The 13,750-nt window shown below is 50.3% G+C and carries 13 protein-coding genes; 8 read left to right on the forward strand and 5 right to left on the reverse strand.

Going from position 1 to position 13,750, the window contains the following annotated elements; translation table 11 throughout:
* Window positions 1-29: 29 nt before the first annotated feature.
* The 3 genes from CRO74_RS04045 to CRO74_RS04055 all read left to right on the forward strand — a co-directional run bounded on the left by CRO74_RS04045 (window position 30) and on the right by CRO74_RS04055 (window position 1,941).
* Entirely contained in the window at window positions 30-767 is a 738-nt protein-coding gene (locus CRO74_RS04045; RefSeq protein WP_097124703.1) for a LytR/AlgR family response regulator transcription factor, read from the forward strand.
* A 68-nt stretch (window positions 768-835) separates the two neighbouring features.
* Window positions 836-1,633, forward strand: coding sequence for an RsiV family protein (locus tag CRO74_RS04050; RefSeq protein ID WP_097124704.1), 798 nt, complete (start codon window positions 836-838; stop codon window positions 1,631-1,633).
* Between the two features lie 11 nt (window positions 1,634-1,644).
* Window positions 1,645-1,941 carry a hypothetical protein gene (locus CRO74_RS04055; protein ID WP_097124705.1) on the forward strand — a complete coding sequence of 99 codons (297 nt, stop codon included), beginning with the start codon at window positions 1,645-1,647 and terminating at the stop codon, window positions 1,939-1,941.
* Here CRO74_RS04055 and CRO74_RS04060 read toward each other — a convergent pair.
* Together CRO74_RS04060 and ald are read right to left on the reverse strand one after the other, a co-directional pair.
* Entirely contained in the window at window positions 1,938-2,423 is a 486-nt protein-coding gene (locus tag CRO74_RS04060) for a group II truncated hemoglobin (protein ID WP_097124706.1), read from the reverse strand. The two genes, CRO74_RS04055 and CRO74_RS04060, sit on opposite strands and share 4 nt — an antisense overlap.
* A gap of 94 nt (window positions 2,424-2,517) precedes the next feature.
* Window positions 2,518-3,648 carry an alanine dehydrogenase gene (ald, locus tag CRO74_RS04065; RefSeq protein WP_097124707.1) on the reverse strand — a complete coding sequence of 377 codons (1,131 nt, stop codon included), beginning with the start codon at window positions 3,646-3,648 and terminating at the stop codon, window positions 2,518-2,520.
* Window positions 3,649-3,824: 176 nt separating this feature from the next.
* Between ald and CRO74_RS04070 the strand changes: the two genes are divergently transcribed.
* Window positions 3,825-4,289, forward strand: coding sequence for an Lrp/AsnC family transcriptional regulator (locus CRO74_RS04070; RefSeq protein WP_097124708.1), 465 nt, complete (start codon window positions 3,825-3,827; stop codon window positions 4,287-4,289).
* A gap of 278 nt (window positions 4,290-4,567) precedes the next feature.
* Here the strand turns inward: CRO74_RS04070 and CRO74_RS04075 are convergent, their stop codons facing one another.
* On the reverse strand, window positions 4,568-6,241 hold the full coding sequence (locus tag CRO74_RS04075; RefSeq protein ID WP_097124709.1) for a catalase: 1,674 nt from the start codon (window positions 6,239-6,241) through the stop codon (window positions 4,568-4,570).
* Between the two features lie 139 nt (window positions 6,242-6,380).
* Here CRO74_RS04075 and CRO74_RS04080 point away from each other — a divergent pair, with 139 nt between their 5' ends.
* The 4 genes from CRO74_RS04080 (at window position 6,381) to CRO74_RS04095 (ending at window position 10,191) form a co-directional block, all read left to right on the forward strand.
* On the forward strand, window positions 6,381-7,346 hold the full coding sequence (locus CRO74_RS04080; RefSeq protein ID WP_097124711.1) for a Kelch repeat-containing protein: 966 nt from the start codon (window positions 6,381-6,383) through the stop codon (window positions 7,344-7,346).
* Between the two features lie 121 nt (window positions 7,347-7,467).
* A complete protein-coding gene (locus tag CRO74_RS04085) occupies window positions 7,468-8,367 on the forward strand; it encodes a 3-keto-disaccharide hydrolase (protein ID WP_097124712.1) in 900 nt (299 codons plus the stop codon).
* A complete protein-coding gene (locus tag CRO74_RS04090) occupies window positions 8,364-9,536 on the forward strand; it encodes an acetyltransferase domain-containing protein (RefSeq protein ID WP_097124714.1) in 1,173 nt (390 codons plus the stop codon). Before CRO74_RS04085 ends, CRO74_RS04090 begins: the two co-directional genes overlap by 4 nt.
* A 73-nt stretch (window positions 9,537-9,609) precedes the next feature.
* Window positions 9,610-10,191, forward strand: a complete 582-nt coding sequence (locus tag CRO74_RS04095; RefSeq protein WP_097124715.1) for a Uma2 family endonuclease — start codon at window positions 9,610-9,612, stop codon at window positions 10,189-10,191.
* An 85-nt stretch (window positions 10,192-10,276) separates the two neighbouring features.
* Here CRO74_RS04095 and CRO74_RS04100 read toward each other — a convergent pair whose 3' ends face one another.
* On the reverse strand, window positions 10,277-11,677 hold the full coding sequence (locus CRO74_RS04100) for a PQQ-dependent sugar dehydrogenase (protein ID WP_097124716.1): 1,401 nt from the start codon (window positions 11,675-11,677) through the stop codon (window positions 10,277-10,279).
* A 169-nt stretch (window positions 11,678-11,846) separates the two neighbouring features.
* Window positions 11,847-13,742, reverse strand: a complete 1,896-nt coding sequence (gene acs / locus CRO74_RS04105; protein ID WP_097124717.1) for an acetate--CoA ligase — start codon at window positions 13,740-13,742, stop codon at window positions 11,847-11,849.
* Window positions 13,743-13,750: the final 8 nt, after the last annotated feature.

Raw genomic sequence — 13,750 nt, forward strand, 5'->3', positions numbered from 1 at the left:
GTTGCTCCTGAATCAAAAGCTAAAAACGAATGAAGACGCTTATTATTGACGACGAACGCCTGGCCCGTAACGAACTGCGTCGGCTGCTCGAAAATTTCCCTAAAGTTCAGATTATCGGCGAAGCTGCAAACGCGGACGAAGCACTGCCCATGATCGAAGAGCTGGAACCGGAACTTTTGTTTCTGGATATTCAGATGCCCGGCAAAAATGGGTTCGAGTTGTTACAGTCTATTGAAGGCAAAACCCCCGAAGTGATTTTCACGACGGCCTTCGATGAATACGCTATCAAAGCGTTTGAATACAACGCGCTCGACTACCTGCTCAAGCCTGTTGAACTGGCCCGGCTGTCGGAAGCCATTCATCGCGTGGAGGAGGAACAACACATTCCGGAATCGTCCGGCGCTGGTTCAATCGGGATTTCAACAAAAATATTGGGTGAGAACGACCAGGTTTTTGTGAAGGATGGCGAGAAATGCTGGTTCGTTAAACTAGGTAAAGTTCGCCTGTTTGAATCAATGGGCAACTATGTCCGGTTATATTTCGACGATCAAAAGCCGCTCGTCCTCAAGTCGTTGAATGCGCTCGAAGACCGGCTGAACCCGGCCACTTTTTTCCGGGCTAACCGTAAACACATTATCAATCTTCAATGGATTGAAAAAATAGAACCCTGGTTTAGTGGTGGGTTGCTAGTCACCTTGAGAGGTGGTGATAAAATTGAAATTAGCCGTCGTCAGGCTATTCGATTTAAAGATTTGCTAAGTTTGTAGTCTATGGCACGTAGGTTGCTGGAATCAATAAATCAGCAACTTACGTGTAGTTCTACTACAACGTTCTCATGAAGTACTTTCTGGCCCTGTTTTTCGGCGGCTCAATTACACTACTCTGCGCTTGTAATTCCAGGAATTCGGAGCTGCCCGTTTTCGATAAACAACAATTTACATACGCCGGAGAGAACCGATGCGACACAGTCAAAAACAGTGGTGTCGACGTAGCTGTTTCGTACGTTCTCCTGAAAGATGACTCAGACGGTGCCCGGAATATCAACGACAGTCTGCGGCAATTGGCCGTCAGTAGCCTGACCGGCTGGCTCGATAGTGCTACGATTGCCAGTAATCCCCAGGCGCAGACAGATCTGGCGAAAGCGGCCGCTCTCTTTGCCGCCGATTACGAAACCGTTCGGAAAGACATGGGCAGTTTAGGCGGATGCTGGGAAGTGAAAACCGCTGCCGATACCCTGCATGTTGGCGTAAAAGCGCTGACGGTCAAGTTCGAAACCTTTGCGTATACGGGCGGTGCTCACCCAAATACAAACCTGTCTCTGTATAATTTTGACCGCAAAACGGGGCGGCTGCTGATGCTGTCCGATCTGGTGGCTGACACAACGGCTCTATTGTCTGTCGTTGAAAAGGCTTTTCGAAAACAGCAGGCGTTGTCACCTCAAAATAACCTCGAAGAGCAGGGCTATTTTTTACGCGATGGTCATTTTTTTCTCCCCGCTAACGTAGGCATGAGCAGCACAGGTATGCTCTTTTATTACAATCCCTACGAAATTGCTGCCTACGCCGTTGGCCCCATTCAGGTGACCATTCCCTACGAGCAGCTCAATGGAATACTGCGTGAAGACTGGCTTTAATCTGCACTCACATGACACTCGATCAATTTACCGCGACCCTAACCCAACCCGAGCCCCCAACCGGGCTTAATCCCATCTTGAAAGGTCTTTGGTTTGATGCCAAAGAGCAATGGGAAGAGGCTCATAATATTGCACAAAGCCGGGAGGGAGAGCTTCCGTACGACCGGCTACATGCGTATCTACACCGTAAAGAAGGCGATCGCTTTAATGCCAACTACTGGTATCGGCGGGCAAAAACGTCGTTCTTCGACGGGTCGCTGGAAGAAGAGTGGCGCGTTTTAGTCCGGCAATCTCTGGAAGAACGTTAAGGAACGTAAGGCCCGCCCGTTTCACCCCAGCCCCAGGTTGGCATAGGCGCATCCTGTGGCTGGATCACAACGTCTATGCTTGAGTTAATGACTGCCAAACGGGAACCCCATTCCAGATAACCCACCACCGCTGAGCGAAACTCAGGGTCATCGGGTAAGCCAACAACATCGGCGGTATCCAGAATCAGGTCAATCCAGCGCCGACGCTGGGCTTCGGTCAGGTGTTTCCCCAAATGATGGTGAATCATGTCATAGTGGCTCCCCCCCTCCCGACTATAAGTAGCCGGACCTCGAAACACTTCGGCAATAAAATGAGCCACGTGCCGGGCATGATCGGCCGACATACCGTGGAAAACTGGTTCCAGCACCGTGTCTTCGTGAACCCGCTGATAAAACAAGTCGGTCCAAGCCTCGAATTTTTCCATTCCACCCGCCCATTCGTATAAGGTGGGGATAACCGGTGTTGTTGCTTGCGGATTCATAACGGTACGTTGAAAGTGTAACGACAAATTACAAAAAAAAGGCCGCACTCTTGCGAATGCGACCTGCGTCTGTCGATGAATAGGTAATATTTTATTAAGCCATTTCCTCCTCCGTCAGCATGGTGCTCACTTCGGTTAGGGGCAGATTAAATGCTTCGGCAACTCCTTTGTAAACCACTTTCCCGTCAACCACATTCAAGCCCATTTTAAGATCGGCGTTGTCGCGGCAAGCTTTCTGCCAGCCTTTGTTGGCAAGTTGCAGGGCATAGGGCAGGGTGGCATTTGTTAAGGCAAGTGTACTGGTATAGGGAACCGCACCCGGCATATTGGCGACGCAGTAATGCACAACACCGTCAATAATAAAGGTTGGATTTTCGTGAGTGGTTGGGTGGCAGGTTTCGATGCAACCGCCCTGGTCAACGGCTACGTCAACCAATACCGTACCGGAGCGCATTTGCTTCAGCATCTCACGGGTAATGAGGTGAGGAGCTTTGGCACCGGGAATGAGAACGGCACCAACAATCAGGTCACAGACTTTAATCATTTCCCGAATGTTGTATTCGTTCGACATCATGGTCTGCACGTTTGGCGGCATAATGTCGGACAGGTAACGCAAACGTGCCAGGCTAACATCCATGATCGTAACATGTGCGCCCAATCCGGCTGCCATTTTAGCCGCCTGTGTACCTACGATACCACCACCCAGGATAAGTACGTTAGCCGGTTTTACCCCCGGAACGCCCCCAAGCAGGATACCCCGACCTTTCAATGGTTTTTCAAGATATTTAGCCCCTTCCTGAATCGCCATGCGCCCCGCTACTTCCGACATAGGAATCAGCAACGGCAGGCTACGGTCAGGACGCTCAACGGTTTCGTACGCCAGGCAAACCGCGCCTTTGGCGAGCATAGCCTGTGTCAGTTCTTCCGAAGAAGCAAAGTGGAAATAGGTAAACAGCAACTGGTCCTGCTTGATAAGATCGTACTCAGACGCAATTGGCTCCTTAACCTTCATAATCATCTCGGCAATACCATACACCTCTTCAATAGTAGGCAACATGATAGCTCCGGCAGCAATGTATTCTTCGTCCTCAAAACCACTCCCTTCACCCGCATTTACCTGAATATAGACTGTATGCCCAGCTTTGCGGAGTTCTGTTACACCGGCAGGAGTCAGTGCAACGCGGTTTTCGTTGTTTTTAATTTCTTTTGGGACACCAATAACCATAACGTGTATGCGCGTTGGAAAAGTTATTCAATTGCGTATTACAAAGGTAAAGGGTGATACACTACTTTTCTAACAGAAACTGTATCTTTAGAAAAATGTGCTGTAAAGTGGCTACTTGTCAGGAAATAAATCTATAATCAACTTAATTTACGAATGTAAGCCGTAAAAATGCCGGTATGGAGAACTTAGATAAAACCGATCGTAGAATCCTTACTTTGCTTCAGCAAAATGCCCGATTAACGATACAGGAGATAGGGCAGCAAATCAATCTGTCAAAAACGCCTGTTCATGAGCGTATCAAACGGCTCGAACGGGAGGGTATCATTGAGCGGTACGTTACGATACTCAATAAGAAGAAATTGGGGAATTTACTGATGGTGTACTGTCAGGTCACACTCGACCGGCAAACCCGTGATGCTTTCGCCGATTTTGAAGGGGCTATTCGTCTCTTGCCCGATGTACTGGAATGCAACCGGGTCTCGGGCACATTCGATTATCTGCTCAAGATCGTGAGTCGCGACATGGAGACGTACAATTATTTTTATCAGGAGCAGCTATCCGTTATTCCCGGCACGCTGCACATCAGCAGCTTCTTTGTGATGGCCGACGTTAAAAGTTCAACCATTGTTCCGTTAGAGTGAATATGAAAGGCTCTCCGTTGCCTGAGAGCCTTTCATATTCGTTGTTAACGTTAATTCGAAATTAGACTTTATGTATTTTGGCCCATTAGGGCCTACCCAGCGCAGCGTCGGTAGAAAGGAGCCCTTCTGCGTAGCATAGGTGTGCCGTCAGGTACACAACTGTTATGTGCCTGACAGTACATTGCTCTTGCTTAAAATGAATTTTTCTACCGACGCTACGCTGGGTAGGCCCTAACGGGCCATTGCTAATCCTGAATTCACGTTTGTTATGAAACAAATCAATAAGGCTTGGCTTCATGGGCCAGTTCTTCGGCCTGCTGTACGGCTTCCTGGCCAGCCTGTATGTTTGCCTGACCGTGCGGTTGCTCGCCCGTACCGTTTGCCATCTTTTGCAAACCATCTTTTACCCGCCGACCGTAGTCTTCGTCGCATTGACTGAACAGTTCAATCATTTTGTCCTGAACATTTTTCTGTGCGCCCGAAAGTGCGTCCACTAAGTTATTGATCAGGTCATCGCGTTCCCAGTCTTCAAACGTCCGGTAGCGTTCGCCAGCCTGTTTGAAGTTATTGGTCCGGTCGATTGGCTGACGCATCAGATTTCCCGAAATGAAAGGCTTGTGGTCCGGATACGTCCGGGGCGCTTCTTTCAGGCCGTTCATCGACGACGGCTCATAATTGACATGCTTATTCTGACCCGGTGCGGTATCAACCCGATATTGCATCTGGCCGTCGCGCTGGTTTGTTGCTACATGCTTTTTGGGCGCGTTAATGGGCAGCTGCAGGTAATTGGTACCAACGCGGTAACGCTGCGTATCGGAGTAGGAGAACGTACGGCCCTGAAGCATTTTGTCGTCAGAGAAGTCCAATCCATCCACCAGCACGCCCGTTCCAAAGGCAACTTGTTCAACCTCGTGGAAATAATTTTCCGGGTTTTTATTGAGCGTCATCATGCCTACCGGTAGCCACGGGAACTGATCCTGAGGCCATAACTTCGTATCGTCAAGCGGATCGAAATCAAGTTCAGGATGCTCGTCGTCGCTCATGATCTGTACCAAAAGCTCCCACTGGGGGAAGTTTCCGGCTTCGATGGCGTCGTACAGATCCTGCGTGGCGTGGTTAAAGTTTTTGGCCTGAATCTGTTCGGCTTCGGGTTGGGTCAGGTTTTTAATTCCCTGTTTTGGCTCCCAATGGTATTTGACCAGCACGCCCTCACCCTGCTCGTTTACCCATTTATAGGTATTTACGCCCGATCCCTGCATTTGCCGGTAATTGGCCGGAATACCCCAGGGTGAAAACAGGAACGTAATCATGTGGACCGATTCGGGCGTATTGCTCATAAAATCAAAAATACGTCCGCCATCCTGCCGGTTTGTTATGGGGTCCGGCTTGAGGGAGTGAACCATGTCCGGGAACTTCATCGCATCACGGATAAAGAACACTTTGAGGTTGTTGCCCACCAAGTCCCAGTTACCTTCTTCCGTATAAAACTTCACGGCAAAACCACGAGGATCGCGAAGGGTTTCGGGCGAGTGACCACCGTGAATAACTGACGAAAAACGGACAAAGACCGGCGTTTGCTTTCCTTTCTCCTGGAATAATTTGGCGCGGGTATATTTCGAAACGGACTCGTCGCCAACGGTACCGTAAGCTTCAAAAACACCATGCGCACCAGCGCCACGGGCGTGGACAACGCGCTCCGGAATGCGTTCCCGGTCAAAATGACTGATTTTTTCGAGGAAAGGGTAATTTTCCAGCGTGGTTGGCCCCCGGCTTCCCACCGTGCGGACATTCTGGTTGTTGGTGAGCGGATGACCCTGCCTGGTCGTTAAGGTCTGGTCTGTGGGCTGGTCTTGTGATTGAAGTCCGGTAGCACCGAATTCTGGTCCGGACGTGTGCCCGTTTTGACCGCCTGCCTGTTCGGAAGACAGGTTCCCGTTTTGGTTCGTTTCCATAACAACATATATATATTAACTCTATGGTTTAACAGTATGTGAAGTAAATGGTTTGCCGAATGGCCCGTAAATTAGAGTAGTATCGGCTTCAAATATGATTTATTGATCAATCACACGTCTCGCTCTATTACGAATCTTTATGAAGGGCTATTTTCAGTATATTTTGGGCTTTGCCAGCATCAGTATGGGTGTTCACGCGCAAAGCTGGCAACCGGTTACAACACAGAATACCTGCTCTGTCCGCCATGAGAACGCAGCTACACTGATTGGTGATAGTCTGTATGCCGTGGGTGGCCGGGGGATGAAACCACTCGAAGCGCTCAACCTGAAAACGCTTGTCTGGCAAACGCTTCCTACGCCACCCGTTGAAATGAACCATTTTCAGGCGATTACCTACGGGGGGGAATTGTACGTTATCGGCGCTTTTCAAGGTAAATACCCCCACGAAACACCGATTCCCAATATTTATATCTACAGCCCTAAAACGGGAAAATGGCGCATCGGCCCCGAAATTCCGAAGGAGCGGCTTCGGGGGTCGGCGGGTGTTGTGGTGTACAAAAACAAAATTTATGTGTCCTGTGGAATCATCGACGGGCACTACGATGGACACGTAGCCTGGCTGGATGAGTATGACCCGAAAACAAATACCTGGAAACGGCTGCCCGATGCGCCCCGCACCCGCGACCACATCACAGCGGCTGTTGTTGGGGATAAACTATATCTGGCAGGTGGACGTAATTCGACGGCGCGGATCAATAAAGTGCTGGAAACGACCATTGCTGAGGTCGATGTGTACGATTTCAAAACGGGACGCTGGGAAACCTTACCCGCTACTGCCAGTATTCCAACCCAGCGGGCGGGTGCTACCGCCGTAACGCTGGGTGGTAAAGTCTGGATTATTGGGGGTGAAACCGTTCAATTGCTCGCCCACAACGAAGCCGAAGCACTCGACCCCAAAACAAATAAGTGGACTGCTGGTCCAACCTTAAAACAGGGGCGTCATGGTACGCAGGCGGTTGTTTACAAGGATAAAATCTACATCGTAGCGGGATCGGCCAATCATGGTGGTGGCCCGGAGTTGAACACCGTTGAAGTATTAAAATAAGTTGTACAGGAACGCGGATTGAACGGATCAAACGGATTTCAGAGATTAGCTTTATCCGTTTTACATCCGTCTGATCCGTTCAATCCGCGTTCCTATCTCTTCCATTATCTTTCTCCTGAACATGAAAAACGTATTACCTCTGCTCCTGATTTACCTGTTTACTCTATCTATGTCCTTTGCCCAGAAGGCGGCTGACAAAGAGGAGTGGGTCTCAATTTTTAATGGAAAAAATCTGGATGGCTGGGATATAAAAATTGCCGGACGGCCACTTAACGACAATTATCAGAACACCTTTCGGGTCGAGAAGGGTATCCTGCGTGTGGCCTATGATCAGTACAAAACCTTCGATTTTAAATACGGACATATCTATTACAAGAAGCCTTATTCTTATTATCGGGTACGATTTCAGTACCGGTTTCTAGGTAATCAAACCCCCGGTGGCGATTCCTGGAATGTACGGAATAGTGGTATTATGCTGCATTCCCAGTCGGCAGAAAGTTTGTCGCTTAATCAAACGTTCCCTGTCTCGCTGGAGATGCAGTTGCTGGGTGGTCTGGGTAAAGGAGAGCGTCACACCGGTAACCTATGCACACCTGGTACACAGGTGTTTATTGGGAATAGCCTCCGTCCCGAACACTGTACGGACTCTGATTCAAAAACGTATGATGGCGACCAGTGGGTTACCGCCGAAGCCATTGTGATGGGTGATTCTATTGTGCATCATCTCATCAACGGAGAAACCGTGTTGACCTACCAGCGACCACAGGTTGGCGGTGGTTTCGTCAGTAAAGACCATGATTGGGATGCCGGACGATTTAGTGCCAATGCCGGGAAGCACTGGGTCAGTCAGGCCAACACCCCGCTCGGCAGTGGGTACCTGGCGTTACAGGCAGAAAGCCACCCCATTGATTTTAAAAACATAGAAGTGCTTGAGCTTAAGGGCTGTATGAATCCGAAAGCGTTGAATTATAAGTCGTATTACGTGAAAGCTGACAATACAAAGTGCCGGTACAAAAAATGAAACGGGTAACGGCTATTGACATAACCCGTGGGCTGGTGATGGTAATTATGGCGCTCGATCATGTCCGCGATCTGCTCCATACGCCCGCGCTCACCCAAAATCCAACGGATCTGGCAACAACAACACCGGCTATTTTTATGACTCGGTGGATTACTCATTTGTGTGCCCCAACCTTCGTTTTTTTGTCGGGAACGTCGGCCTATCTGTCGTTGAGGAAGCAAGGCGCGACTGCTGCGTCAAACGAGTCGGCGCGTCGTTTCCTGCTGAAACGAGGGTTGGTGTTGATCCTGCTCGAACTGACGGTTATCAACTTCGCCTTTTGGTTCGACATTCATTTTCAGTCGCTGATGTTGCAGGTCATTTACGCCATTGGGGGTGGGCTGGTTATTCTTTCTCTGTTATCGAAGTTGCCTGCGAAACAGGTTGGCCTGATTGGTTTGGTAATCGTGTTCGGGCATAACATTCTCCAACTCGTCCCAACGTTTACGGACCCGGTGGCTAAACTCCTGTGGGCGTTATTTTTTCGAACGGAGTTCTTTTCAGTAAGCCCCCACTTCGCGTTGCTGGTCGCCTATCCGCTCATTCCCTGGCTGGGCATTATGCTGGTCGGGTATGCCTGCGGTCAGTTGATGGAGCGCCCAATGGAACAGCGAAAATCGCTCTTGTTTCAAATCGGCCTGGGGTCGCTTGCGTTGTTTTTACTACTTCGTTTCCTGAACCTTTACGGCGACCCGGCACCCTGGGCACCGCAGAAAAGCGGATTCTTTACGTTCATGTCGTTCATCAATGTTACGAAATACCCGCCTTCGCTCTTGTATGCCTTGCTCATGCTTGGCCTGATGCTGGTATTTTTATCGGCAATGGATGGCGTTAGCAACGGATTTACCCGCTGGCTTACCGTGTATGGAAAGGTGCCGATGTTCTATTATATCCTTCACTGGTATCTGGTGCATTTGTCCATGATTGGCATGAGCCTGCTGCAAGGGTATTCCTGGTCCGATTTTCCCTCCGGCCCCCTGAATTTCGGTCGTCCGCCGGGCGCGGGTGTTTCGCTGGAGCTTGTATACGTCGTTTGGCTCGGGTTGGTTGTCCTGTTATACCCACTTTGTAAGTGGTACGGAACGTATAAAGCTGCTCATAGTGAGATTGGCTGGTTGCGGTACGTGTGAGACTGGTTACCGTACTGGCTTTGATTGCTTCGTTCGATTTGGTAGATTTGTTAAAGTTGAAACCCGATTTCTTATGCAACTGCCGCTGCACATACCACAACTCGACGTTTTTACGGATGATGAATTAGTTCGATTTTGTCTGGCCAACCCTGAACTCCGTATTGAGCGTGATGAGAATGGTATTCTGTATATTAATATGTCTCCTACCCACCTTCTGACAAGCTCGAACAACAGTGAATTAAATACTGAAATCGGTATATGGAACCGTAAGAAAAAAGGGGGCAAAGTCATCGACTCAAACGGTGGTTTTTTTCTAAATGATAAATCAATGAAGGCTCCTGATGTCGCCTGGATTCGGCGCGAGCAGTGGGACGCTCTCAGTAAGAAAGAAAAACATTCGTTCCCGCATCTGGCACCCGATTTTGTCCTGGAGTTAGCCAGCGATTCAGACAACATCGAGGTGCTGAAAGAGAAAATGGTAAAATGGATCGACAACGGCGTACGGTTGGCCTGGCTGGTTTCTCCAGATGAAAAGTTGACATACATCTATCGGCATGAGCATCCCGTAGGCACAAAAGCGTTTTCCGAAGTGCTTTCCGGTGAGAACGTACTGGTTGGCTTTGAAACCGTATTGGCCGATATTTTAGAAGAATAAACGCGAGAATTTACATCTAAAAACAGGGAAAGCCGGATAAAAGTATCCGGCTTTCCCTGTTTTTATGCCTTTCTGTATCAATTTCTTACATCGACACCGGCATTAACCGAAATGCATAGCCGGGATCTTCAACCGACACATACAAATATCCATCGGGCCCCTGTTTGATGTTCCGAACGCGGCCGATGTTTGGCAGCAGCTTCTCCTGCTTAACCACTTTGTTGCCGTTCATCACGCAGCGGTTCAGGTACTGGAACCGCAATGAACCAATAAGAATATTATTTTTCCAGCCGGGATACTTTGCACTATTCACAAACACCATGCCCGAAGGGGCAATGGACGGAAGCCAGTAGGTGAGGGGCTGTTCCATACCCTCTTTGGCCGACAAAGCCGTAATGGGTTTACCATCGTAATTGATACCGTACGAGATAACGGGCCAGCCGTAATTACTGCCTTTCTTAACGATATTCAACTCGTCACCCCCGCGTGGACCGTGCTCGTTCGTCCAGATGTCGCCCGTTACGGGGTGCTTCATCATCCCCTGCGGATTCCGGTGCCCATACGAATAGATGGACGCGCGGGCGGTTTTGTCGTTCACGAAAGGGTTGTCGGCCGGTATGCGCCCGTCGTCGTGCAGGCGGTGTACTTTACCCAGATCGTTGGTAATGGTCTGTGGGTTTTCTTTTTCATTGCCCCGCTCTCCCACTGAAACAAACAGATAGCCTTTGTTGTCGAACGTCATCCGGGAGCCGTAATGGTGCCGGGTTTTCGAGTAGGGGAGAGCCTCGAAAATAACCTTCTGGTCGGTTAGGGTAGTGCCCGTTAACTTCGCACACATAACGGCGGTGGTCGACAGTTTCTGGTCGCCTTCGGTCTTAACGGCCGAATAGGAAAAGTAAACGAGTTGGTTTTTGGCGAAGTCCGGGTGCAACACGACATCCAGCAAACCACCCTGCCCTTCGGCCAATACTGTTGGGCCACCCGTTACTTTTACCTTCTGATGGCTTTTGTCGACCCGGTAAATATCGCCGGAACGGTCGGTAATCAGCAGTTCGTCATTAGGCAGGAACGCCAGTCCCCAGGGCGAACTCAGGCCCGTTGCAATGGTGTCGAGTTTAACCGTTTGACCCTCCGACGGGAAAAGATTGGAAGTGGGTTTGCTGGTAAACTTGTACTGATCGACGGTTTTCAGGCTTTCGGTAATCAGGTCGGCCAGGGCGTCGATCTCGGATGCGCTCAGCGTGGCTTTCCAGGTTGGCATGCCCAGATCGGGGTAACCTTCCGAAATACTTTTGGTGAGGTCGCTCTTTGCGTTGCCGTGTTTCCATTTCCGGTCGACAAACGCTTCGACTTTTTCGCCGTGGCAGGAGGAGCAATAAGTGGTGTAGTTTTCGCGGGCTGTCTTGGCAACGGGCTTTCGGTCAATAAGAAAGCTACTGAGCAAAAAGACAGCGGCAAAGGCCGCACTAATGGTAAATTTCAGCATGGTTCTCTGTGTAGGGAATGTATCTCCTCGTAAAATGTTAGGCTTCTGGCTTTTCTACTGATTTTGAGTGGAATAGACCTATGGTCTTTTTCCGAACCCGTTCGCCAGAATACACCAGCGCCGAACGTTTCTGCCCGGCGCTGGTGAAAATCGTAATAATACGGTTCAGTTATAAGGCTCCGGCCTTAATCTCGTCAACCACCGCCGGGTCGAGTAGCGTTGAGGTATCACCCAGGTTACTAATGTCGCCTTCGGCAATTTTGCGGAGGATACGGCGCATGATTTTGCCGGAGCGCGTTTTGGGTAAACCATTGACAAACTGAATTTTGTCGGGTTTGGCGATGGGTCCAATAACCCGAGTTACCGTTGCCAGAATATCGCGTTTGGTCAGGTCCTCATCGTGGTCGGACGGTTGCTGATCGGTGATGACGTAGGCGTAGATGCCCTGCCCTTTAATGTCGTGCGGGTAACCAACGACCGCACTTTCGACCACGCCCGTGTGCATGTTGATAGCGTTTTCGACTTCGGCCGTACCGATGCGGTGCCCGGATACGTTCAACACATCATCCACGCGACCCGTAATCCGGTAATAGCCTTCTTCGTCACGCAAACAGCCATCGCCCGTAAAATACAAGCCTGGATAGGTGGCAAAGTAGGTTTGGCGGCATCGTTCGTGGTCACCGTAAGTAGTCCGTAAAATGCCCGGCCACGGGAACTTCATGCACAGATTACCACTCACGCCGTTGCCTTCGATCTCCTTGCCGTTCTCGTCGACCAAAATTGGCTGAACACCCGGCAGCGGAAGGGTCGCGTAAGTCGGTTTTGTTTTGGTGATACCGGCCAACGGTGAAATCAGGACGCCACCCGTTTCGGTCTGCCACCAGGTATCCACAATAGGGCAGCGGTTCTTTCCGATATGATCGTCGTACCAGTGCCATGCCTCTTCGTTGATGGGTTCGCCTACGGAGCCGAGCACCCGTAAGCTGCTCAGGTCGTGGTTCTCCACTTTATCCAGGCCAAAGCCCATCAGCGACCGAATGGCCGTTGGGGCCGTATACAGGATGTTGACTTTGTGCTTATCAGTTATATCCCAGAATCGGCCGTAGTCCGGATAGGTGGGCGTTCCTTCAAAAATAACGGACGTAGCACCGCAGGCCAGCGGGCCGTATACGATGTAGCTGTGTCCGGTAATCCAGCCAATATCGGCCGTACAGAAATGAATATCGCCGGGCTCATACTGGAACACATTCTGGAAGGTATAGGCCGCATAGACCATGTACCCACCACAGGTATGCACAACGCCTTTGGGCTTGCCCGTCGAGCCGGACGTGTAGAGGATGAACAGCATATCTTCGGCGTACATTTCCTCGGCGGGGCAATCGGCGGTGACTTGCTTGAGTTCCTGCTCCCACCAGATGTCGCGCCCTTTCAGCATGGAGACTGGCGTACGGGTTCGGGTTAAAACAATCACTTTCCGGACGCTCGGGCAACCGATCAGAGCATCGTCGACGGTGCTTTTGAGCGGAATTTCCTTGTTACCCCGGTAAGCTCCATCGGCTGTAACGACCACCTTGCACTGGGCGTCATTGATGCGGTCGGCGATGCTCTGGGCCGAAAAACCACCAAAAACCACCGAATGCACTGCCCCGATTCGTGCGCAGGCCAGCACGGCAATGGCCAGTTCCGGCACCATAGGCATGTAGATACAAACCCGGTCGCCTTTGACTACGCCATTGCGTTTCAGCACATTGGCGAACCGGCACACCTGGTCGTGGAGCATCCGGTACGTTAAGGTGACACTCGCTTCGTGAGGGTCGTTGGGTTCCCAGATAATAGCGGGTTGATCGCCCTGAGTAAGCAGGTGACGATCGAGACAGTTTTCCGTAATGTTGAGTTTGCCCCCGGTGAACCATTTTACATTCGGTTCATCGAAGTTCCATTGCAGGGTTTTGGTCCAGGGTTTACGCCACTGAAACTCCTGAGCAATTTCGGCCCAGAAAGATTCAGGGTCTTCTACACTGTGTTTGTAGGCTTCCTGGTACTCGTCAAAGGTTCGGATACGCATAATCAAAG

This window comes from Spirosoma fluviale (genome assembly GCF_900230225.1).
GTDB lineage: Bacteria > Bacteroidota > Bacteroidia > Cytophagales > Spirosomataceae > Spirosoma > Spirosoma fluviale.